Raw genomic sequence first — 23,782 nt, forward strand, 5'->3', positions numbered from 1 at the left:
CAAAAGGGTTATGTGCTAATTGCCTTTAATAAAACAACCATTGAAGGCACTATTTGGGGCGTTACTGCACTCTTACTGTTAGCACTAACTGCAATATACGTGCTTTATAAATTGAGTCGTTATTTATGGTCTTTGTATAGCCACACTCGTCATCGCTTTTTTGCTCGCAGTGAAGAGCGTAAACAAGCAGCTATTGAGCAAGGCGTATGGAGCTTAATCAACAACGATTATGCAGAGCTTGAGCTTGCACTTGATAACAACAGTGTTGCAGAAAAGTGGACTGATATACGCTATGCGCTGCTTGCTAAAGCGGCACTGGCGAATAATGAAAATGAAAAAGCGATTAGCTATCTTGATAAAATAAGCCAAGATAAGCAGCTAAAAGTGGCTAATTTATGGATTGCTAGTGGCGAAACCAGCACTATTTTTGCTGATCTAAAAGCGTTAGCTGAACGCAAAAAAGCCACTCGTTTAGAGCTTAAAATGTATGCCCATGTTTTAGTGCAAGAGCAAAAATGGGCGGCACTTAATGACTTTATGCCGCGTTTATTACGTAAAAAAGCACTTTCAGAGCAAGAATGGCAACAACTGTTTGACCGTTACTTTGCTGCTCAATCAAACGCGGATTTAACTGAGCGTTATGAGCAATTAGCCAAAAATTTGAAACCACATGCTGAAGTAAGCTATTTGGCAGCAATGGCGAAGGCAGGTGAGTTAAACAAAATTGAGCTAAGCTTAATTAAAATGATCAAAAAACCGCTGCAGCATCAAGACTTAGCGCGTATTTTACGTACTAGTAGCGCTGGTGATGCACTCAAGCTGCAAGCAAGCTTACAAGATGTATTGAAAAAAGACACCGAAAATACAGACTTATTACTTGCTCTAGCATGTTTAGCGAATGCTCATGGTGAATACGACTTAGCCGCACGAGTGTTTGATAAAGCGCTTAATGCAGATAACCGCCATGCTTATTTGCAGCAAGCTGTGCTCAGTTATAGTAAGAGTGCCCAGCCAGATAAAGCATTGGTACTTTATCAATAATTTTACTCCAGCCAGCAAAGGAGCGATGGCTTGAAGAACTTATTTACACTGACAATAAGCATTGCACTTGCTTACTTTCTTACAGGGTACTTAAGTAATTCTTTGCTGGCGATTGATGGCTATGCGGTTGCTGCATGGCCGCCTTCAGGTATTGCGCTTGCCAGTATCTTGCTACTTCGAAATCGTGCCCTACCAGGAGTTTTGCTAGGGGCTTTCTTCGTAAATCTTATTCATCTTGAAAACGCCATTGATATTTTTCATTGGCAAATGATGTTGCAGGCCATTGGCGTGACAAGTGCCTCAACATTCCAAGCTTGGCTTGCCTATTACATTATTATTCATGTAGTTAAACGCCCGATTGAATTATCGTCATTAAAGCAAAGTATGCTTGGTTTAATGATTGGCGGCCCTTTGTGTAGCTTGATTGCGGCGTCAATTGGCACTGGGCTACTGGTCATTAATAATGTTATTCCAAGTTATGCAGCGCTTAATAATTTTATTGCATGGTGGATTGGCGACAGCATTGGGGTGCTAATTTTCACTCCATTAATTTTAGCGGCATTTAGTTACCATCATACTCGCCAACGGCTGCAAATCATTGTGCCGTCGCTATTAATTTATGTGGTTATTTGTGTCAGCTTTTATGGTGCAGCCAGTGTAAAAAAAGACAAAGACTTACAGCGCCAGCAAGCCAAAGTCAGTGCGATTCATACTAATCTTGAGCATCAGGTTGATGAAATTAAGTCGCACTTAGCCCTATTAGCCACTTTTTTTGCTAGTAGTGACGTGGTTGATTTTGACGAGTTTAAACGTTTCACAGCAAGGCAACTACAATACAGCGAAGAAATTCTTGCCTTTGAGTGGGCACCTAAAGTGATTCACTCACAACTAAATAATTATCAAAACTTACTGCGTGATGAACTCGGCGCTGACTATTACGTGAAAGAAAAAAATGCCGCAGGGCAGTGGCAGCCAGTGAGTCAGCGAACGGTTTATTTTCCGGTGCAATATATTCACCCATTAGCAGGGAACGAAACCGCGCAGGGTTTTGATTTGGCCTCAAACGAGTTACGCAAACAAGCATTAACAGACTCTCGGTTAATTAAAAATGTCACCGTCAGTGAGCCTATTACCCTGATGCAAGGTGATGGCAACGAAAAGGGCGTTTTATTCTTCAACCCTGTCTATTCAGACATTAATCACCAAGTTGGGTTTAGAGGTTATGTTGTTGCAGTGGTCAATTTAGAAGTGTTAGCACAAACACTTAACTTTAATCAGAACACAGAGATTGATGCCAGCTTCTATGATGTTACCGACGGCAGTAACCCAGTCGAAATTTATAACCCCCAACGTGTTGGCACAACGGCCATTGCGAGCTTTAACTTTATTATTGGTGAGCGTGTATGGCAGGTGAAATTATGGGAGTCAGTAGCACAATCATCATGGTTGCCTTATTGGTTGGCGCAAATAGTCGGTATGCTGTTTGTTTGGTTATTGATCACCTTTTTGATTTCAGTAACTGGTACTAATATTCAAATTCGTCAGCAAGTGGCAAAGCAAACGCAAAGCCTTCGCGAAGAAAAATTAAAAGCCGATAAAGCCAGCCAAATTAAAAGTGAGTTCTTGGCGAATATGAGCCATGAAATACGCACACCTATTAATGGCATTAAGGGTTTGCATTATTTAGCAATGCAAGAGCCTGACTGGCAAAAAGCGCGTGGCTATATTGAGCAAGCCGATGGTGCACTGAATGTACTATTACGGGTGATAAATGATGTTTTAGATTTTTCTAAAATAGAAGCTGGGCGATTGGAGCTTCATCAAGAACCCATGGATGTGAATGCGTTGGTTAGTGAGCTGACTAACTTATTGCAGTTTGAGCTTAACTCTCGCTCGTTAGAATTTAGAATTGAGTTTGATGCTTCTGAACACTTACTGCTCCACACCGACCCAATTCGTTTAAAGCAAATATTGTTGAATCTGTTAAATAATGCGGTGAAGTTCACTCAAGAAGGCACGATTACATTACGTATTTGGCAGCAGGGCGAATTTACTTACTTTAGTGTTATTGATACGGGTATCGGCATCAGTAAAGAGGCACAGCAGCGCCTGTTTAAACCATTCTCACAAGCCGATAGCTCAACCTCTCGTCGCTTTGGTGGTACAGGTTTAGGCTTGAGTATTTGTCAAAAACTCATTGTTATGATGGGAGGCGAGATAAGCCTCAGTAGCACTGAAGGGCAAGGCTCAACATTTACAATTTCGCTGCCATTTGAATCACCTCTTGAAGAGGTCGTTCATAGTGACGATGAGCTAGCAGATATCGATGTGACTGCTGTGTCATTTGCCGATGATGCAATTCTATTGGTTGAAGATAATCCATTGAATCAACATGTGGCGAGTTCGATTTTAAAAACTAAAGGCTGCCAACCTGATATCGCGAAAGATGGCCATGAGGCTATTAAGATGATCAGTGAAAAAAGCTATGACCTTGTGCTCATGGATATTCAAATGCCGAATATGGATGGCTTACAAGCGACCAAGGTTATTCGCAATGAATTACTGATAACCGATTTACCGATCATTGGCTTATCGGCAAATGCCCATGATGATGACCTTAAGAAAGGCTTAGCCAGTGGTATGAATGGTTATTTAACTAAACCAATTGATGCTGATAAACTTTTTAAAACCTTGTGGCATTTTTTGCATAATGATAGCAGCCATTAAAGCAGACATTTGACCTCAAAAAAGTAAATAAAATCATCTAAACTTGAAATATCGCCGTGGGTACGTATGATCCGCGCAAATTTACTGAACCTGAGTGCTAATTATGATCAATAACAAACTCCCTTTGCTTGATATTCACCGTCATCTAGATGGTAATGTTCGCCCACAAACGATCTTAGACCTTGGTCGTCAGTTTAATCTTGAATTACCTGCTGATAACATTGAAGCGCTTATTCCGCACGTACAGGTTATCGACCCTGAGCCAAATTTAGTGGCGTTTTTACAAAAGCTAGATTGGGGTGTAAAAGTACTGGGTGATTACGATGCTTGTCGTCGTATTGCTATCGAAAATGTTGAAGATGCGATTGCCCAAAACCTCGATTACGTTGAGCTTCGTTTTAGCCCATATTATATGGCGCAAAGCCAAGGCCTACATCCGCAAGGTGTTGTCGAAGCGGTGGTTGATGGTGTTAAAAGTGCGTGTCAAAACGCGCCAATCAAAGCTAACTTAATCGGCATTATGTCGCGTACATATGGCACTACAATCTGTCAGCAAGAGCTTGATGCGCTACTAGCTTTTAAAAATGATTTAGTTGCAGTTGATTTAGCTGGCGATGAAGTTGGTTTCCCGGGTGAGTTATTTGTTGATCACTTTAAACAAGTTCACGATGCGTACTTAGCTGCCACTATTCATGCCGGTGAAGCGCGAGGCAGCGAAAGCATTTGGCAAGCAATCAACGAGCTTGGTGCAACACGTATTGGTCATGGTGTAAAAGCGATTGAAGATGCTGCGCTAATGGATTACTTACGTGATAAGCGCATTGGTATTGAGTCTTGCTTAACCAGTAACATTCAAACCAGCACTGTTGCTGAGCTTGCAAAACATCCGTTAAAAACCTTTTTAGACCATGGTATTTTGGCATCAATTAATACTGATGATCCAGCCGTTGAAGGTATTGAAATAGGTTATGAATATCAAGTAGCAGCACCTGCGGCAGGTTTAAGCCAAGCCGATATGGAAAAAGCGCAAGCTAATGCGCTTGAAATTGCATATCTAAGCGATGCAGATAAAGCGGCTTTAAAACAGTTAGCTGCTAATCGTTAAGCAGCTAACTTACACTTGGTGCTCTTGGCATGAGACATAGTTTTCATACAATGCCTTGAGCACGTCACCTCGGCTGATCATGCCAACAACCTTACCACCCTCGATAACTGGGTAATTCTTTGGCTTACCCGTTTTCATGGCATCAGCCAACTCAATGATATTTTGATCGCTACTCACGGTAACAACATCGGTGCGCATGAGTTGTTTTACCTTTACCACGCCATCGCAGAAATAACTGTTTTGCATAAGCGGCTGCAGCAGCTCTTGTTCAGAAATAAAGCCGACTAGGCTTTTGTTATCATCAAATACCGGTGCGCCCAATAATTTAAACTTTTGTAGCTCGCTAATTGCGGTGGTCATTTCAGTTTCAGGCGTAATGTGTGGCAACTTACGTTGCATAAAATCTTGTACTTTTGTATTTAGCATTTGGGTCTCTCCCCATCGTTATTCTAATCAGAGTATGGTCAAGGAAATGCAGTTTGTGAAATCGTTTAGATGGATTAAGGCGATAGGTAAAACAAATAAAAAAGGCATCCAATTGGATGCCTTAAAAATAACCTGTATGAGTTAGTTATTTAATGAATGCAAATGCATCGGCGTACATGTTCTCACGTACCGCACCATGATTAATAAAATCATCGCGAACCACGCCAATCATGTCGAAGCGGCCTGCCATGTAAATATCGTATGGTTCTAAAGACACGATATCTTCCATAACGGCTTTGTGGACGTAACCGGTTTTGCCAGTCCAGCTTTGTGGTGCATTTTCAACCACAGGAATATATTGGAAATGTGGGTTGCTGTTTGCCCATGCTTGCATTTCATCATGAGCATAAAGTGCAGCTTGCTCACGTACACCCCAGTAAAATAATACAGGACGCTCACAGCCAATTTCAGCAAGGTGATCAGCCATTGATTTAGCGTAAGAGAAGCCAGTACCGCCAGCGAGTAGAATAATTGGGCGCTCACCCTCAACTCGCAGCTGTGATACGCCTAAACCTACTTCAACATTAACGTGCTGTTGCTCTGTATGTGCTTGACGTAAATGATCAAGCGCTTGCATTGCATACGAATCAGCACCCGCGGCACCAATGTGTAGTTCAATTTGCTCAGTTTGTGATGGGCGGCTTGCAATAGAAAAGGCGCGCTTATCTTTTTCGCCTAATACAAGTTGCATATATTGGCCTGCCTCGAATGACACAGGTTGCTGTGGTTTCAAAATGACCTTATGTACGTGGTCTGTAAGCGGGCTGATCGCAACAACGTCAGCGAGTAATGTTTGCATAGTTTACCTTTATAAGCACAGAAGCAAATTCGGTTATGAATCGCACTCATAACCGTTAAATTTTGAGCAGTTTAACATAGTCACAGCCTAGAGAATATCTAAGCTGTCCCATAATTCATCAACACGTTCTTTGATTTTTGGGTCCATGACAATGGGTTCACCCCATTCACGATCCGTTTCACCAGGCCACTTATTAGTCGCATCCATGCCCATTTTTGAGCCAAGACCAGAGACTGGCGATGCAAAATCTAAATAATCAATTGGCGTGTTTTCGATCATCGTCGTATCGCGAGCAGGGTCCATACGCGTGGTAATGGCCCAGATTACGTCGTTCCAATCGCGTGCGTTTACATCATCATCACAAACAATCACGAACTTGGTATACATGAATTGACGCAAGAAAGACCACACCCCCATCATCACGCGTTTGGCATGACCTGGGTATTGTTTTTTCATCGTGACTACAGCCATACGGTATGAACAGCCTTCAGGTGGTAGATAAAAATCTACAATTTCAGGAAATTGCTTTTGCAGAATTGGCACGAATACTTCGTTTAAAGCAACCCCGAGTACTGCTGGCTCATCAGGTGGACGGCCAGTGTAAGTGCTGTGATAAATTGGATTTTCACGATGTGTGATGTGAGTCACCGTCATCACCGGAAACTCGTCTACTTCGTTGTAGTAACCGGTGTGATCGCCATAAGGGCCTTCTGGTGCAGTTTCACCCGGCATAATATAACCTTCAAGCACGAACTCAGCAGTAGCAGGCACTTGTAGGTCATTTGAAATCGATTTTACGACTTCAGTTTTACTGCCACGTAGTAAACCAGCAAATGCATATTCACTTAGGGTGTCTGGTACTGGTGTTACAGCGCCTAAGATTGTCGCAGGATCGGCACCTAATGCCACCGATACAGGGTAGGGTTCGCCTGGGTGCTCTTTACACCATTCTCGAAAATCTAGTGCGCCACCACGGTGCGATAGCCAACGCATAATAATTTTGTTTTTACCCAGTAGCTGCTGACGGTAGATACCTAAGTTTTGGCGCTTTTTATAAGGCCCTTTGGTAACTGTTAGACCCCATGTGATCAAGGGCGCAGCATCACCCGGCCAGCAATGTTGGATAGGTAGCTTAGTTAAATCAACATCATCGCCTTCAAGTATCACTTGTTGGCAAGGCGCTTTTTTTACTTCTTTAGCAGGCATATTCAATACTTGTTTGAATACTGGGATTTGCCCTAGTGCCTCTTTTATGCCTTTAGGTGGCTCAGGTTCTTTTAGAAAAGCTAATAACTTACCCACTTCGCGCAGTTCACTAACATCATCTTGACCCATGCCCATTGCAACACGCTTAGGCGTACCAAAAAGGTTGGCAAGAACCGGAATAGTGTGGCCTTTAGGGTTTTCGAATAACAGAGCAGGGCCTTCGGCACGTAACGTGCGGTCGGCAATTTCGGTCATTTCAAGGTAAGGATCAATTTCTTGTTTGATCCGTTTTAATTCACCTTTTTGTTCTAATAACTCGATAAATTCGCGAAGATCTTTGTATTTCATTATAGCCGCTTAAACGCTGAATAAACTGTCGCTATTATACTCAAAACCACTGATTAAGCTAATTTAGCCACGAAAGCTTTTGCTGTTACTGAGTTAAGCTACATTGGTACTTTTTACCCTTTAAAATCAGCATGGCTTCATCGCCTTTTGACCAAAACAGTACATTATCGGCACTGTATTTAACCCCAGAGCCGCTTACTTGGCGATTGAGTAAAAACTCAGCGTCCTTAAATGTCAGTCTTGCTTCATCGTCATTGTATTCAACGATACTGGCGCTAAAGGTCTCATCGCACAGATAATTGCTCGGTGCACTTTGCTCAGCACACGCGCACAAGGTAACTAAAGCGAGCCCCGAGAGAAGTGGTTTAATCATAGAAATACCTCTATTTTTGAATGAGCTATAAGCCTAACAAAGAAAAATTAACCGTTGGTGAAAATGGCAGGATAAGTTATGTTGATAGTGTATTTAATGGGCAAGGAACCACCATGGCAGGCACGAATTTACTAACCTTACTTGATGATATTACGACACTTTTAGACGACATTGCGACGATGAGTAAAGTCGCAACAAAAAAAACAGCAGGGGTATTAGGTGATGACCTCGCTCTTAATGCTCAGCAAGTTACAGGGGTAACTGCCGATAGAGAGTTGCCTGTGGTTTGGGCTGTAGCAAAAGGCTCGTTTATAAATAAAGCCATCTTAGTGCCCGCAGCATTATTGATTAGTGTTTGGTTGCCTTGGTTAATCACTCCGCTGCTAATGGTTGGCGGCCTATTTTTGTGCTTTGAAGGTGCAGAGAAAATTATCGAAAAACTGTTTGGTCATGCTGAACAAGAAGATGAAAGTGTGGTTGAACAACAAGACTTACAAGAATACGAAAAGCAAAAAGTAAAAGGGGCAATCCGTACGGACTTTATCCTCTCAGCAGAAATCATCGTGATAACGCTAGGCACGGTTGCTGGTGCAACGCTGGTTAATCAAGCTTTAGTGCTTAGTGTAATCGCAATTATTATGACCATTGGCGTGTATGGGTTAGTTGCTGGGATTGTTAAACTTGATGATGCTGGTTTGTATTTACTGCAAAAAGCGCAGCAAAGTGGCGGTAAAATAAAAGAGCTCGTAGGTAAGTTTTTACTTGCTGCAGCGCCTAAGTTAATGCGCTTTTTAGCCTTTGCAGGAACGGTTGCTATGTTCTTAGTTGGCGGTGGCATATTGGTACACGGTATCTCTGTTTTACATCACGCCCAGCAGGGAAGCACCGAGTTTGTAACGGGTTTACTTGGTAAAACCGGTGAGCTGGCTACGCCAATTATATTTGATGGTTTATTAGGCGTTGTCGCTGGGATTATCGTTGTGTTAGTAGTTGAATTTTGGCATAAAATTCGTCGATAGATAGCATTTGTTAACTCAGGTTTGTTAATTTATTGTAGCTTAAATAGGGTCTTTGTTTTATTATTGCTCAGCTAAAAATAACAATTAAATCGTTAAATGGAGTTAATCATGTCTCGATACCTCACTTTTATGCTGGGGCTAGCGTTATTTACGCTGTCATTTACCAGTTTCGCTAAATCTGCAAAATTATCGGTAGAAGATTTTAGTAAAGGCAATGACTTTAGTCGTGTAACCATCTCTCCTGATGGCAATTACGTTGCTGCTATTAAAAAGCACGAAGGTAAAAATTCACTCATTATTGTTGATACAACCAAGTTTGCCGTAACCCATGCGGTTGCTTTTCCGGGTAATGCACAGGTTGGCGAATACCACTGGGTTAACAACGAACGTGTTATTCTTGAAAAAGAGTATTTAAAAGGCTGGCAAGATACCCCTATTTATTATGGGGAGTTATTTGCTGTGAACGCTGATGGTAGCCGTGGCGCATACGTAATTGGTTATCATGGTGAACAGCAAACAGGTACTCGGTTAAAAAAACAAACACCTGTAGAGGGGACTTCATATCTTTTAGATCCCTTACTTCATGATGATAAAAAAGTTTTGGTTGTCACTTACCCATGGACAGCAACCAATGAACCAACTACCGTTGTATATGAAGTCGATGTATATCGCGGCCTTCGCACTTTAATTACGCGATCACCTGCACCAATGGGACGTTTTTTAACAGACCATGATGGTAACGTTCGTATCGCTGTATCAAGTGACGATTACCTCAATGCGACACTTCATGTTCGAGAGCCAGAGGGCGGTTTTTGGAAAGAGCTTGATTTAGAAGGTATTGATTACACCGATATTTCATTGAAGGCGTTTGATAAATCAGGTGAGTCTGTATATGCCACCGCATCAAAGGATGGCGAAGCAGAAAGCCTGATTAAAATTAACCTAAAAACCAAAGAAGTAACGAAAATATTCCAAGATAAGCATGTGTCACCATCACATATTTGGGTTGATGAAGTTACTAAAGAGTTATTTGCAATAGAAACGGAGGCTGACTACCCTAGCTACTCTTTTGTAGATAGTAGCTCAGTAAAGTCTCAGCGTCTTAAAGATATGCTAGGTGCATTGCCTGGTAGTCAAGTACAGCTAGTCAGCAGTACCGAAGACGATTCAAAAAATATTATTTTTGCATCAAGTGATATAAACCCTGGGCAATATTATCTGTATGACGCAAAGAAGAATAAGTTAAGAGTGCTATTTTCAGCGCGTGGTTGGATAAACCAAGATGATATGGCGCAAACCACACCACTGCGTTTTAAAAGCCGCGATGGATTAACAATTCTTGCTTATTTAACTGTGCCAAATGGCAAAGCTGAGAAAAACTTACCACTCGTTGTTATGCCGCATGGTGGCCCAATTGCACGTGATAACTGGGGCTACGATCCAGAAGTACAAATGTTAGCTAATAAAGGTATAGCAGTACTTAAGGTTAACTTTCGTGGCTCTGAAGGGTTTGGTATGAATTTCCAAGAGGCAGGCTATCGCCAGTGGGGACAAAATATTCAGCACGATATTATTGATGGTGTAAAACTGTTAATTAATGACGGCACAGTTGATAAAGATAATATTTGTATTATGGGAACCAGCTTCGGTGGTTACTCTGCACTACAAAGCGCGATTATAGAGCCAGATATGTTCAAGTGTGCAATAGGCTTGATGGGGGTTTACGACTTACCTCTTATGTATGAAGAAGGTGACACGCAAGCCCGAAGCTATGGGGTTAATTACCTAAAAACAGTGATTGGGACTGATGAGGCTGAGTTAAAAGCATTCTCGCCTGCTTATAATGTAGATAAGCTAAAAGCACCTGTGCTTATTGTACATGGTGGTGAAGACGAACGTGCACCAATTGAGCAAGCAGAATCACTAGAAGCAGCATTGAAAAAAGCTAAACACCCATATGAAATTACTATTCTAGATGATGAAGGCCACGGTTTTTATAAAGAAGAGCACCGTACTCTTTACTATAAAAAAGTACTGGCTTTCTTAGAAGACCATTTAAAGCTTTAAATATGAAAAATGCCGGCGAGATACCTCGCCGGCAAGGATTTAGCACGGGAACGTAAGCGTGCTAGTGTGCAAGGTCTTCCTTCAAGTTATACAAACTCAAAAGACGATTCGTTTATTAAGCAATGCAGCCCAGTTGTAATTTAAAACAGAGTAGGGAGAGTGACTCTGCTTTTGCTAACACGCATTTATAAAACCAACAAAATAATATAAATACTGCGTCACATAAAAATGTTATAACATAACAAAAACAAAGTAAATAGCGAGAGTCATATTATTAGCTTGGTTTCTTCTGAGTGATGTTTATGGATAATTGGTTATTGAGTGTCTAATTTACTACAATCGTAACTTAAACATAGCTCTGCAAGTTCAATTTTCGCTTTCGGATTCCCTTGTAAGGTGGCTTTGTTAAGCCAATAAGCTGCTTTTTCGTTATTGATTTCTGTGCCTTGGCCGTCACGATACATCTGACCTAAGTTTAATTGTCCCCATGAATAGCCACCTTCAGCTGACAGCGTAAAGCTATTCAGTGCTTCTTTGTATAAGCCATCTTTGAAGTAAGTAATGCCTTGTTGATTGTGTTTATCTAGCTTCACACCTGCGTATAAGGGTTTGGGTCTTGGTGGGTGCATCACAAAACCACCGAATAAGCTATAAAGCTCAGGTCGCATGATTTTATATATGCTGCCTTCATCATACAGCTGTTTAATTTGTTGTTTACTGAAGGTTAGAGTTTTACTAGAAAAGTAATCATCTTGAACTAACAGACTGGTGCGCATCGCAATCTCGATGTCTTTGTTGTATTTGTATGTGTAGTTAGCAATTCTAAATGTCATGCTCTTATCGTCAAACTCAACGAGTTGTGCCACTTTCAAATTGTTAATACGTTTTGGCTTGCCAGTGAATTTATCTGAATACACAAAATAGGTATCAAATAACTTAGGCTCGCTTAGGTAAGTTTGCTCGTTCTCAGTTTGTTCATTCGCACCAAGTAATGCCTTTGTGAGTAGGTAAACGATGATGAATAGACCAATAAAGTATTTTATAAATGAGGCTAATTCTAGAGCTGGCAGGGAATACCAAGGTGCAGGAGTAACATAGCCACAGTCATCGCATTGCCTTTGATAATTAATAGAGAGTGGCATGATGGGCAAAATACTAAAGCGCAACACTCTACTGTGATTGCTTAAAGAATAATGTTCACTATGACAATGTGGACACGTTTTTTGTTTTTTATAAAAAACATCAGCGGGTGCGGTATTAAATAGAAGCATCGTTTCTTCCTGAATATTGCTACCAATAAACTAGAACAAATGCAGAAAGTTAGAAAGCGTCAAACTGTAACCAAATATGAATTAAACGAGTCGAACAGTGTTTTCGTTTAGAGAAACAGCACATTCTCTGCTATGATCCACAACATCTTCGAGGATGTCCCTCAATTATCAAGTTTGGAATATTACTGTGACTGCTACTGCTTTTTCATCTTTGGCTTTGCCGCAAGAGTTAACCGATAACTTATCAACTTTAGGTTATACGCAAATGACGCCTGTGCAAGCGCAAAGTTTGCCAGTGATCTTGCAAGGCAAAGATATTATTGCCCAAGCCAAAACGGGGTCGGGTAAAACGGCTGCATTTAGTTTAGGTGTGCTGGCTAAGTTAAATGTGAAACGCTTTCGTATTCAGTCTCTCATTTTATGTCCAACCCGAGAGTTAGCAGAGCAAGTTGCTGAAGAAGTTCGTAAGCTTGCCCGTGGTATTCATAACATTAAAGTTTTAACCTTATGTGGTGGTGTCTCTATTGGTCCACAAATTGGCTCATTAGAGCATGGTGCGCATATCATCGTTGGTACTCCTGGTCGTGTTGATGACCATATTCGCAAAGGCACATTGCGTTTAGATGATGTCGAGACCCTAGTGTTAGATGAAGCTGATCAAATGCTAGATATGGGCTTCCAAGATACCCTTGATGCTATTGTTGAGTGCATTCCTAACCAACGCCAAACATTATTGTTTAGTGCGACTTATCCAAAATCAATTGCTGCGATAGCTGAGCGAGTGCTTAGCAACCCAGAAATGATTAAGGTAGAAGAAGAGCAAACAAAAAGCACAATCAAGCAATACTTTTACAAGCTAGATAATAATAAACAGCGCTTTAATACATTGAAGCTGTTGTTGTTGAAGTTCCAACCAGAAAGCTGTGTGGTTTTTTGTAACACCAAGGTTGAAACACAGCAGATTTGTGATGACCTTTATGCTGAAGGGTTTAGTGCGGTTGCCTTACACGGTGATTTAGATCAACGTGAACGTGAGCGTACTTTAATTCGCTTTGCTAATAAAAGCGCCTGTATTCTAGTTGCAACGGATGTTGCCGCGCGTGGCTTAGATATCAACGATATGGATATGGTCGTGAACTACCACCTAGCGCATGATCCACAAACCCATGTACACCGTGTTGGCCGTACTGGTCGAGCAGGTAAAAAGGGCATTGCATGTTCTATTTATGGTGAAGCTGAGCAATTTAAAGTGGCACAAATTGGCGACCACTACGAGCGTGACTTTGACCCTGAACCAATTCCGCCATTTAGCTTGCTAGAAAAGCCCGCTTATAAACCAACCATGGCAACCATTATGATTGATGCTGGCAAGAAGCAAAAAATTCGTGCCGGTGATATTTTAGGTGCATTAACAGGCAAAGAGGGAATTGCTGGTCATCAGGTAGGTAAAATTAATGTACTTGATAATGTGGCCTTTATTGCTGTGGAGCGAGCTGCTGCAAAACCTGCGTTACGCAAATTAACTGAAGGTAATATTAAAAAGCGTAAGATTCGCGCACGACGTTTGAGCAGGTAAATTGTTGAGTTATGAGCAGCTTGCTTTAAGTTGCTCATATTCGAGTTGTATTTTCTTAAACTCAATTGCACAGCCTTGACGGTCTGGGTGGTGTTTTAACGCCAGTTGTCGCCAACGCCTTTGTAACTGTTTTTCCGAAAAATCACTAGGTAGCTGCCACGCCTGTTGTAAATGTAATAGCTGCTGCTGAGATAATGAGTGAGTGACTTTTTTGGGCTAAATGACGAAAAACGCTGCCAAAAATCAGTTAATAACGCATCAATTTCTTCGCTGCTTGTATCAAAGTTCTGCCAATCTAAATAGTAATCCCTTAGCGGATCATGACTTTCTAGTGCGTTACCTGTTTGCTTACTAACAAGTTCAATGTGAAGTGACGCAATTTGTAGTTGTTGCTCTGGTGCGAGTTGTGTTTGCAGCTGATAAAGGCCATTCATAACTAAAAAGTTGCGTTTAAACAGATCTTTTTGTGGGTCAGCGTCTAATGGTTCAATTTTTCCTGATTCACTGAGAGCGCTGGCAAGCGTATGAACCTTCCACGTTGGTTGTTCCAAAAGAAGGTAAAAAATCTCATCAATCAGTGGGTTAACCATTGTTCGTCAGCCTATCTTTAGTGTAATCTACAGTGGTATACGCTATCACAGCTGCTTTTTTGAAACTACGCTATTGTTTTTTAGATACTAGGGAATACTTTTAGCCAAGCTTACTAACAGCATCTTCAGGCTAAGTTGATATTAAGGGATTTCGTCATATGTTCACATCACTGCGTATTAACTTGCTTACAGCCATCCTGATAGGCTGCAGTGTACTCTTTTCGCAGCCCAGTTTTGCTATTTCTTCATTATTCAAACAATTTAGTGAATCCGAGCAGTGGCAAGAAAAGCAACAGCTTGCCAAAAAACTGCTTAAGCAAGATACAACTAACCAAGAAAAAAGCCTTGATATATACCTGCAACTTGCGGATTTTGCGCTTGATAAAGGCAATTTTTCGGCGGCTGTAAAGAACTACCAATTGGCAGAGCAATCGACAAGCTTTGCTGCAACCCCAAAACGGTATTTTCGTAGTTTAAAAATGCAAGGGGTTACTTACTATTATCAAGGTTTGATGCAACAAGCTGTGCTTGCTTACAGTAAGGCATTAAGCGTTGCGAAAAAGCTACCAGAGCCAATTGCCGAAGCGAACTTACTTAGTAATATTGGCCTTGCTTATTTTGATATGTTCAATATGGATCAAGCGCTTAAGTATTACAAAGAAGCGAAAGACATATACGAAGAGCATGGCAGTGAACAAGATAAAGCAGATATCTTACACAACATAGCGGGTATTTATATTCGTTTGTCGAGCTATGACATTGCGCTTGATATGTATAGAGAAACGCTAGAGATTTTCCAAAAATTAGGGGATGAAGATGGCGTTGCTCAATCCTATGGCAATATTGGCGTTGCGTACTCTGAGCTTGGTCAATACCAGCTGTCTTTGCATTACTATCAGCGAGCTTTGCGATACTACCAAGAGACAAATAACGCTTATTTTCTTTCGTCGCGCCACGCAAACATAGCCAATGTTTATCTGCGTACCGGTGATTTAGAACTTGCCTTAAGCCATGCAGAGAAAGCCGTTGAATTTGCAAAACAAATTGATAATAAAACGTTAGAGCTTGCCGGTTTATTATCGCAAGCAAAAATCGAGTTATTACAAGGAAAGCTCGCTGAAGCTGAAGCAACTCTGACTACATCGGTCTTTATGGCTAAACAATATAAAGATGATTTGAGAGTACAAGACGGCGCAGGGATGATGGCCCTAATTAAATCTGGTAAAGGAGATTATGCAGGGGCCGTTGCTAGTTTTGATCAGTTTGTACGTTCATTCAAAAGCGAGCAAAGCTTAAAATTATTAAAGTCGATGGGTGAGCTGCAAAGTCAAATCCAAGCAAGTCAGCTTAATCAAGAAATTGTTGAGCTAAAGCAGCTACAACATGTGCAAGAGCTCGAAATGTCTAAACAGCGCCAGTTGGGCATTATGTTGTTTATTCTGTTTGTGATGATAGTGGTAACGGGGATTACTATTTATCGTCGTAGTATAGAAAAAGGTGCCAAAGAGCAACTTTCGTTAATGGTCGCGAAACGAACCAAAGAGCTTGAAGAGACGGCGGAGCAATTACGTAGTGCTAACGAAATTAAAAGTCAGTTTTTAGCAAATATCAGCCATGAAATCCGTACACCTTTAACTGCAATTTTGGGGCAAACAGATAATTTAATGAATGGTTTTTATAAACCAGAGCAGTTAAACGATGAGCTTGCGGTTATTCAAAAGCAAAGTGATCACTTAAAAGAACTGATTAACGATGTACTCGATATAAGTAAAATTGAGGCTAACAAGCTTGAGTTAAGCCTAAAAGAAGGTGATTTAGTTCGATTACTTACTGACGTCCACTCCATGCTCAGTGGTCAGGCTAAAGATAAAGGGCTGAACTTTGCTTTTCACAATGAGTTGGGTGAGCAGTTTTACAGTCAGCTCGACTTTACCCGTATTAAACAAATACTTATCAACCTGTGTGCTAATGCAATTAAATTTACCAATCAAGGTGAAGTAGAGTTAAAAGTCTCTCAAGTAGAGCAAGGGGTCTGGTTTCGTGTCGCTGATACGGGCATTGGTATGAACGCCGAGCAGCTTAAGCAAATATTTGAATGTTTTAGGCAAGGCGACAATAGCATCAGCCGTCGCTTTGGTGGGACCGGGCTTGGCTTAAGCCTATCACAGCAGCTTGCGATGATGATGGGTGGCTATATTAGTGTTGAAAGTGAACTGAATAAAGGCAGCATATTTTCGTTTTACTTGCCGTGTAAAGAGCATACGCCAAGCTCTGAAACAGTTGAGCTTACAAAGTATGTGCAGCCAGTGACAAAAGGTTTATCAGGTAAAGTGTTACTTGCTGAAGATCACCCAGATAACCGCCGTTTAATTTCTCGTTATTTAGAGTCGATGGGCCTTGAGGTGATTGCGGTTGAAAATGGTGAGCAAGCTGTTGAGCAGTGCCTCAAGGAATTCCCTGATGTGGTGCTGCTGGATATTCAAATGCCAGTATTGGATGGCTTACAGGCGCTCAAGCTATTACAAGAATGTGGCTTTACCCAGCCTGTGTATGCATTAACGGCTAATGCAATTAGCCATGAAATCGACAGTTACCTTGAAGCTGGTTTTACAGGTTACCTTGCCAAACCAATTGATAAAAAAGTGTTTTACACGCAACTTGCGAAGCATTGCAAAAAAGACTGCACCACAACTAAATCCCAGCATGATATGAGTGACTTAGTGGCAAGCTTTATCAATAGCTTTGAGCATGAAAGCGCATTGATACAACAGCACTTTGCAGCTCATGAATTGTTTAACTTACAGCAGGATGCTCACCGTATAGGTGGTGCAGCTAAAATGTTTGAGCTGGATGATGTTGCAATGAGTGCTATGGCGCTTGAGTCGGCGTTAAAGCAAGACAAACTTACCGATTTAACAGGTTTAGTTGCTCAACTACTTGAGCAACTACATAATGCTTCGGTTGATCAAAACAGTTCAATATCACCGTCTTGAATTTTTTCAATTTCTTGGTTTGTATCGAAACGAGAGCGATCAATTCGCTGTTCGTGATCGGTTTCTGGTGGCGTGATATGAAACATCGACAGCTTATCGTCTAAGGTGTGGGCAAGGCGAACCAAGTCTTTACTCGATACAGCCTGAATTTGTGAACTTGAAAGTGCATCAGAGTTGAGCTCCACCATCGCATCAATACTTGCTTGGGCTTCATCCGACATTTGGCTTTGCATCGCCACCTGCTCATGAACTCTCTCAGAAAACGCATTAATTTCAAGCATTGCTTGTTCAATTTTATTGGTTTCTTTGGTTGAAGCCTCAGACAGCTCAACCGTACGCTCGGTTTCCTTTAGTGCCGTTTGCATTAATTGATATGCTTGTTCAGTACTGTGCTGGATTTTAGCTACCATCTCACGTACTTCTTGTGTTGATTTACTGGTGCGGGCAGCCAGATTTCTTACTTCATCAGCGACTACCGCAAAGCCGCGACCTTGTTCACCCGCTCGAGCTGCTTCAATTGCAGCATTTAGCGCAAGTAAGTTAGTCTGCTCGGCAATACTATTGATAACGTCAATAACGGAGCCAATCGCATCACTGTCTTGCTTAAGTAAAATAATCTGCTCACTGGTGAGGTTAATATTATCGGCAAGCTTGATAAGACTTGCTTGGCTTTTATCTGTGTCTAAGCGGGTTTGTTGTACTGATTTAGTGGCATCAGATACTGAATTAAAAATTTGTTCTAGGCTTCTATCTAGCTCTTTAGATACTTCAATGGTGCGGGTAATAGTATCTGCTAAATCAATACCGTGGGCATCTTGTATCGTGGCTTTCTGAGTCATTGATGCATAAGTGTCACGCAGTGCATCAGCCATAGGTAACAAGCGGGCAGATGACGAGTATATTTCGCCAAGCATGTGCTCAATCATCGTCAGGCTTGCATTGAGGGCATGACAAGCTTGCGGTAATTGACGATCATTTTCGTCAAAACGGAAAGTGAAATCGATGCCTTGCTCAGAAGTAATCTGCTTAACAAAGTAGCTTAAATGATCTTGTTGCTTTTTATCTGTTGTATAGACAAAAGCAATCAAAGCTAGCCATGGAATGATTACAACAAGTGTAAGCACAGCCATAGCAGGAGTAGAAGTATCAAATACAGTAAAACTAGCAATACAACTAAGTAAGCTTACTAAGAATAGAGCTACAGCTACTTTAATGCGAGTCATTGAGGGGGTCCTTACCTTTTAATCCTATAATGTATAGAACAAATTTCTATTTATTACCAATAAACTTATTCTGTAAAAGTATAACTTTTAAGGTGTTATGTCCTTAGTTTTACGCAAAAAAAATGCCTGTATTAAACAGGCATTTTTTAAAAACTCAGTAATCGTTACTGTCGTTTCATTGAGTCAAAGAATTCATCATTGGTTTTGCTCATCGAAAGCTTATCAATTAAGAATTCCATCGCGTCAATTTCTGACATCTCATGAACGATCTTACGTAAGATCCACATCTTCTGAAGTTCATCAGGTTTAGTGAGTAACTCTTCGCGACGCGTACCTGAGCGGTTAAAGTCAATCGCAGGGAATACACGCTTTTCAGCAATCTTACGATTTAAGTGTAATTCCATGTTACCTGTACCTTTGAACTCTTCGTAGATAACTTCGTCCATTTTCGAACCCGTATCGATTAGGGCTGTTGCGATAATTGTTAAGCTACCGCCTTCTTCTACGTTACGCGCCGCACCAAAGAAACGTTTTGGTTTGTGTAAAGCGTTCGCATCAACACCACCAGTTAGTACCTTACCTGATGAAGGGATAACGGTATTGTAAGCACGAGCAAGACGCGTGATTGAATCAAGTAAGATAACCACATCTTTTTTGTGTTCAACAAGGCGCTTCGCTTTTTCAATTACCATTTCAGCAACTTGAACGTGACGACTCGCTGGCTCATCAAATGTTGAAGCAATTACTTCACCTTTAACAAGACGCTGCATCTCTGTTACTTCTTCTGGACGCTCGTCGATTAGAAGAACCATAAGCTCACAATCAGGCTGGTTGTAGCTAATTGATTGTGCAATGTTTTGCAGTAGCATCGTTTTACCCGCTTTTGGCGGAGCAACGATTAGCGCACGTTGGCCTTTACCAATTGGTGAGGCTAAATCAAGTACACGTGCTGTGATGTCTTCAGTACTACCGTTACCACGTTCCATACGTAAACGTTCGTTTGCGTGAAGTGGGGTAAGGTTTTCAAAAAGAATTTTTGTGCGAGAGTTTTCAGGTTTGTCGAAGTTTACTTCATTTACTTTTAATAATGCGAAGTAACGTTCACCGTCTTTAGGTGGACGAATAAGACCTGAAATAGAGTCACCAGTACGCATGCTGAATCGACGGATTTGACTCGGTGATACATAAATATCATCTGGACCGGCTAAGTAAGATGCTTCTGATGATCTTAAGAAACCAAAACCATCTTGTAAGATTTCTAAAACACCGCCGCCATAGATGTTTTCACCGCTTTTAGCGTGCGCTTTCAAAATGGCGAAAATAATGTCTTGTTTTCTTAAACGGGCTACGTTTTCGAGCCCCATGGACTCAGCTAAGTTTACAAGCTCTTTGATAGACTTGTCTTTTAATTCGCGTAAATGCATATTGGTGGGTTCTTTATTACAATTGTCATACTCAAAATCATCGTTAGATACATGAGTGAGGTTTGTTGGTATAACTAAGGATTAGTTGGCTTTATAAACTAGCAGGTCACTAGCAAGGCGTCCAGTCTTTAAACAAAATAAAGCTAAAAAAAGGGCAAAAAGCCCTTTTTTTATATTTTCATTAGATGTTGTTTTCTAAAAACTCTACTAATTGAGTCTTAGAAAGAGCGCCAACTTTAGTTGCTGCAACTTGGCCATCTTTGAAAAGAAGTAATGTAGGGATACCACGGATACCAAACTTAGGTGGTGTGCCCGCGTTTTGGTCGATGTTAAGTTTTGCAACTGTAACACGGCCATCAAACTCGCCAGCTACTTCGTCAAGAATAGGGGCGATCATTTTACAAGGTCCGCACCATTCAGCCCAAAAATCAACAAGTACAGGTTTGTCTGATTGTAGTACGTCAGCTTCAAAGCTATCGTCAGTTAATTGAATAATTTTCTCGCTCATTGCGATCTCCGATTAGTTAGGCGAAATATTTAATGCGTATTTAAACACTCTTGTTTCTTATTGCAAGTTTAAACGTTATGCTTAAACGCTATGACTAAGACACATTTGACCGATAAAAAGTTTTCAGACTTTGCTATCGCACCGGAAGTGGTTGCCGGTTTAACCGAAAATGGGTTTGAATATTGCACACCCATTCAAGCGAAATGCCTACCTTTTATTTGTGAAGGCCGCGATATTGCGGGCCAAGCACAAACGGGTACGGGCAAAACGTTGGCGTTTTTAACTGCCACGTGCCATCGGTTATTACAATCTAGCAAAGCACCTAGTAAACATCCAAGAGCCCTGATCATGGCCCCAACAAGGGAGCTGGCGATTCAGATACACAAAGATGCAAAAATTTTAGCGCCACACTGTAATCTTAACTTAGGTTTAGTATATGGTGGCGAAGATTACGAAAAACAACGTGCACAACTAGAAAAAGGCGTGGATATTTTAATTGGGACCACCGGACGCCTTATCGATCTTTATAAACAGGGCTGTTACACCCTGAATGAAATTGAAGTTGTGGTGCTTGATGAAGCAGATCGTATGTTCGATTTAGGCTTCATAAAAGATATTCGTTATATGTTTAGACGCATGCCAGAAACGTCTGAGCGCTTAAACCTATTGTTTTCTGCAACCTTGTCTTATCGCGTGCAGGAATTAGCGTTTGAACATATGACTAACCCTGAGCATGTACAAGTCGAGCCTGATGTAAAAACAGGTAAGCGTATTCAGGAAGAGCTGTTCCATCCATCACAAGATGACAAAATTAAGTTACTGTTAACTTTAATTGAAGAAGAATGGCCAGAGAAAGCAATTGTGTTTGCAAATACGAAACACAGTTGTGAGAATGTCTATGCATGGATGAAAGCGGATGGTCATCGAGTTGGGTTATTAACCGGTGATGTAAATCAGAAAAAACGTCAATCAATTTTGGCTCAATTTACCAAAGGCGATTTAGACTTTTTAGTAGCAACCGACGTTGCTGCCCGTGGTTTGCATATTCCAGAAGTAAGTCATGTATTTAATTTTGATTTGCCAGATGATTGTGAAGACTATGTACACCGTATTGGCCGTACAGGACGTGCTGGTGCATCAGGACACGCTATTAGCTTTGCCTGTGAACAGTATGCCTATAATCTCCACGAAATTGAGCAATATATAGAACACAGCATTCCATTATCACATTATGATAAAAGTGCATTGCTTGATGATTTAACTAAGCCTACTATTCAGAAAAAGCGGAACTATTCTACAGGCCCACGTAGTCGTAATAACAACGGACGTCGACCAAATAATAGTTACCAGAAATCACGGTCGTAATAAGCGACCGTTGTTGAAGACTTAGTAGTAACTAGAGGTTTTTGAACGGTGGGGCAACTTCAACCGCAAAAAAATGTGTATGCAGTAATCGACTTAGGATCAAATAGCTTTCATATGCTGATCGCTAAATCGATTGCTGGCGGTCTGCAAACGATCGGTCGAGTCAAACGTAAAGTAAGGCTTGCTGCAGGACTTGATGAAAACAACGTCCTAAGTACAGAAGCCATGCAACGAGGCTGGGAATGTCTAGCCTTGTTCGCTGAACGTCTACAAGACATACCAAAGAAAAACATCACAATTGTTGCGACCGCAACTTTACGTCTTGCTACTAACGCTGATGTATTCAAGCAAAAAGCTGAACAGATCCTTGGTCATAAAATCAATGTCATCAGCGGTGAGTTAGAAGCAAAGACAATCTATAAAGGTGTGGCGCATACCTCAGCTTGTAGCGGCAAACAACTGGTGATCGATATTGGCGGCGCGAGTACTGAAGTCGTGATCGGCCAAGGTTTTGATGCACTGCACTATAAAAGCCTGCATATGGGGTGTGTTACCTTCCTAGAACGCTACTTTAAAGATCAAAAACTCAGTAACGAAAATTTTGCTGCAGCAATTAAAGCGGCTAGTGATGTGGTTGCTGAAATTGTTGATGAATACCAAGCAACGGGCTGGCAAATAGCGAGCGGTGCATCGGGTACTGTGCAAGCTATTCAAGAGATCATGGTTGCACAAAACCAAGATGAGCTTTTAACGCTCGATAAACTCCTCGCCATTAAAGAACAATCAGTACAATTTGACACTATTGCTGATCTTGAGCTTGCAGGCTTGAGCGAAGAGCGCCGTCTAGTGTTTGTTTCTGGCCTCGCTATTTTGATCGCATTGTTTGAATCGTTAGATATAAAACAAATGGGTCTTGCTCGCGGCGCATTACGCGAAGGTGTTTTATACAGCATGGTGCCAGAGCTTCATAACCACGACATTCGAAAACGAACTGTTGATGGCTTAATGAATCGCTATCATGTTGATCAAAAACAAGCGTGCCGTGTTGCGCAACTAGCAGAGCAATTGGCAAAAAGCGTCATGGGGCAATGGCAGTCAATAGATGATAACGCAATCGCATTATTAAGAACGGTTGCAAAACTGCACGAGATTGGCTTACTGATAGAGTATAAGCTTTATCATAAGCACACAGCTTACATTATAGAAAACACAGATATGCCAGGATTCTCACAATCTGAGCATAAACTGATCACAGCTGTTGCTAATGAGCATCGTGCTGATCTTGTTAAAAACAGCTTTGCTCACTTAGGTTGTCATCAAGTACTCGCAGAATGTTTAACAAGAGTTGTGCGGATCGCCGTGATCTTATCAATGCGTCGCCAAGATGATGTACTGCCAGCGATAGATCTTAGTGTTAATGAAAACACCCTCACACTGACATTTGATGGCGATTGGTTAAAATATCACCCATTAATGGCCAGTGAACTACAACTAGAGTCCAAGCTACAAGCAAAAGTAGGTTGGAAGCTTATAGTAAAATAACGTTAAAAGGCCCTTTGGGGCCTTTTTTAGTGCTGTTTTTGCGCGTTTCGTTCGTATTTTGTGCGAACAGTCATTTTTTTCATAAAAACTTAAAAAAACAGTTGATCTCAATTCGGATC

At 41.2% G+C, this 23,782-nt stretch carries 19 protein-coding genes; 9 read left to right on the forward strand and 10 right to left on the reverse strand.

Features of this window, described 5'->3' with window-relative positions; all coding sequences use genetic code 11:
- Positions 1–12: 12 nt before the first annotated feature.
- The 3 genes from P4S60_RS17575 to add all read left to right on the forward strand — a co-directional run bounded on the left by P4S60_RS17575 (position 13) and on the right by add (position 4,873).
- Positions 13–1,041, forward strand: coding sequence for a heme biosynthesis HemY N-terminal domain-containing protein (locus P4S60_RS17575; RefSeq protein ID WP_337116790.1), 1,029 nt, complete (start codon positions 13–15; stop codon positions 1,039–1,041).
- Positions 1,042–1,071: 30 nt separating this feature from the next.
- Entirely contained in the window at positions 1,072–3,768 is a 2,697-nt protein-coding gene (locus P4S60_RS17580) for a CHASE domain-containing protein (RefSeq protein WP_337116791.1), read from the forward strand.
- Positions 3,769–3,871: 103 nt separating this feature from the next.
- A complete protein-coding gene (add, locus tag P4S60_RS17585; protein ID WP_337116792.1) occupies positions 3,872–4,873 on the forward strand; it encodes an adenosine deaminase in 1,002 nt (333 codons plus the stop codon).
- Between the two features lie 9 nt (positions 4,874–4,882).
- On the opposite strand, the gene P4S60_RS17590 is transcribed toward add, so the two are convergent.
- The 4 genes from P4S60_RS17590 to P4S60_RS17605 all read right to left on the reverse strand — a co-directional run bounded on the left by P4S60_RS17590 (position 4,883) and on the right by P4S60_RS17605 (position 8,085).
- The gene (locus P4S60_RS17590) at positions 4,883–5,299 is read right to left on the reverse strand and encodes a CBS domain-containing protein (protein ID WP_054554669.1); all 417 of its coding nucleotides are present in this window, start codon (positions 5,297–5,299) and stop codon (positions 4,883–4,885) included.
- A 145-nt stretch (positions 5,300–5,444) separates the two neighbouring features.
- A complete protein-coding gene (fre, locus tag P4S60_RS17595; RefSeq protein WP_337116793.1) occupies positions 5,445–6,158 on the reverse strand; it encodes an NAD(P)H-flavin reductase in 714 nt (237 codons plus the stop codon).
- An 87-nt stretch (positions 6,159–6,245) separates the two neighbouring features.
- Positions 6,246–7,712 carry a 4-hydroxy-3-polyprenylbenzoate decarboxylase gene (gene ubiD, locus P4S60_RS17600; protein WP_217875467.1) on the reverse strand — a complete coding sequence of 489 codons (1,467 nt, stop codon included), beginning with the start codon at positions 7,710–7,712 and terminating at the stop codon, positions 6,246–6,248.
- An 85-nt stretch (positions 7,713–7,797) separates the two neighbouring features.
- Entirely contained in the window at positions 7,798–8,085 is a 288-nt protein-coding gene (locus tag P4S60_RS17605) for an MliC family protein (RefSeq protein ID WP_337116794.1), read from the reverse strand.
- Between the two features lie 113 nt (positions 8,086–8,198).
- On the opposite strand from P4S60_RS17605, the gene P4S60_RS17610 reads away from it, so the two are divergent.
- Positions 8,199–9,104 carry a DUF808 domain-containing protein gene (locus tag P4S60_RS17610; RefSeq protein WP_337116795.1) on the forward strand — a complete coding sequence of 302 codons (906 nt, stop codon included), beginning with the start codon at positions 8,199–8,201 and terminating at the stop codon, positions 9,102–9,104.
- A gap of 108 nt (positions 9,105–9,212) precedes the next feature.
- Positions 9,213–11,171 carry an alpha/beta hydrolase family protein gene (locus P4S60_RS17615; protein WP_337116796.1) on the forward strand — a complete coding sequence of 653 codons (1,959 nt, stop codon included), beginning with the start codon at positions 9,213–9,215 and terminating at the stop codon, positions 11,169–11,171.
- A gap of 314 nt (positions 11,172–11,485) precedes the next feature.
- Here the strand turns inward: P4S60_RS17615 and P4S60_RS17620 are convergent, their stop codons facing one another.
- A complete protein-coding gene (locus P4S60_RS17620; RefSeq protein ID WP_337116797.1) occupies positions 11,486–12,442 on the reverse strand; it encodes a tetratricopeptide repeat protein in 957 nt (318 codons plus the stop codon).
- 187 nt (positions 12,443–12,629) lie between these two features.
- On the opposite strand from P4S60_RS17620, the gene dbpA reads away from it, so the two are divergent.
- On the forward strand, positions 12,630–14,018 hold the full coding sequence (gene dbpA, locus P4S60_RS17625; RefSeq protein WP_063700692.1) for an ATP-dependent RNA helicase DbpA: 1,389 nt from the start codon (positions 12,630–12,632) through the stop codon (positions 14,016–14,018).
- A gap of 9 nt (positions 14,019–14,027) precedes the next feature.
- Here dbpA and P4S60_RS17630 read toward each other — a convergent pair whose 3' ends face one another.
- Both P4S60_RS17630 and P4S60_RS17635 read right to left on the reverse strand, forming a co-directional pair.
- Positions 14,028–14,123 carry a hypothetical protein gene (locus P4S60_RS17630; RefSeq protein ID WP_337116878.1) on the reverse strand — a complete coding sequence of 32 codons (96 nt, stop codon included), beginning with the start codon at positions 14,121–14,123 and terminating at the stop codon, positions 14,028–14,030.
- A complete protein-coding gene (locus P4S60_RS17635) occupies positions 14,114–14,608 on the reverse strand; it encodes a DNA-J related domain-containing protein (RefSeq protein WP_337116799.1) in 495 nt (164 codons plus the stop codon). Before P4S60_RS17635 ends, P4S60_RS17630 begins: the two co-directional genes overlap by 10 nt.
- 158 nt (positions 14,609–14,766) lie before the next feature.
- Between P4S60_RS17635 and P4S60_RS17640 the strand changes: the two genes are divergently transcribed.
- Complete coding sequence (locus P4S60_RS17640; protein ID WP_337116800.1) at positions 14,767–17,601, forward strand: tetratricopeptide repeat protein; 2,835 nt, start codon at positions 14,767–14,769, stop codon at positions 17,599–17,601.
- Here the strand turns inward: P4S60_RS17640 and P4S60_RS17645 are convergent.
- From P4S60_RS17645 to trxA, 3 genes are all read right to left on the reverse strand, one after another.
- Positions 17,574–18,824, reverse strand: coding sequence for a methyl-accepting chemotaxis protein (locus P4S60_RS17645; RefSeq protein ID WP_337116801.1), 1,251 nt, complete (start codon positions 18,822–18,824; stop codon positions 17,574–17,576). The genes P4S60_RS17640 and P4S60_RS17645 overlap by 28 nt on opposite strands.
- 164 nt (positions 18,825–18,988) lie before the next feature.
- Positions 18,989–20,248, reverse strand: coding sequence for a transcription termination factor Rho (gene rho / locus P4S60_RS17650; protein WP_062566226.1), 1,260 nt, complete (start codon positions 20,246–20,248; stop codon positions 18,989–18,991).
- A 181-nt stretch (positions 20,249–20,429) separates the two neighbouring features.
- Positions 20,430–20,756, reverse strand: coding sequence for a thioredoxin TrxA (gene trxA / locus P4S60_RS17655; RefSeq protein ID WP_063700701.1), 327 nt, complete (start codon positions 20,754–20,756; stop codon positions 20,430–20,432).
- A gap of 90 nt (positions 20,757–20,846) precedes the next feature.
- Here trxA and rhlB point away from each other — a divergent pair, with 90 nt between their 5' ends.
- A complete protein-coding gene (gene rhlB / locus P4S60_RS17660) occupies positions 20,847–22,121 on the forward strand; it encodes an ATP-dependent RNA helicase RhlB (RefSeq protein ID WP_063700702.1) in 1,275 nt (424 codons plus the stop codon).
- A gap of 48 nt (positions 22,122–22,169) precedes the next feature.
- The gene (gene gppA / locus P4S60_RS17665; RefSeq protein ID WP_337116802.1) at positions 22,170–23,663 is read left to right on the forward strand and encodes a guanosine-5'-triphosphate,3'-diphosphate diphosphatase; all 1,494 of its coding nucleotides are present in this window, start codon (positions 22,170–22,172) and stop codon (positions 23,661–23,663) included.
- Positions 23,664–23,782: the final 119 nt, after the last annotated feature.

Origin of the sequence: Pseudoalteromonas sp. Hal040 (assembly GCF_037162425.1) — a bacterium.
Classification (GTDB): Bacteria; Pseudomonadota; Gammaproteobacteria; order Enterobacterales; family Alteromonadaceae; genus Pseudoalteromonas; species Pseudoalteromonas gelatinilytica.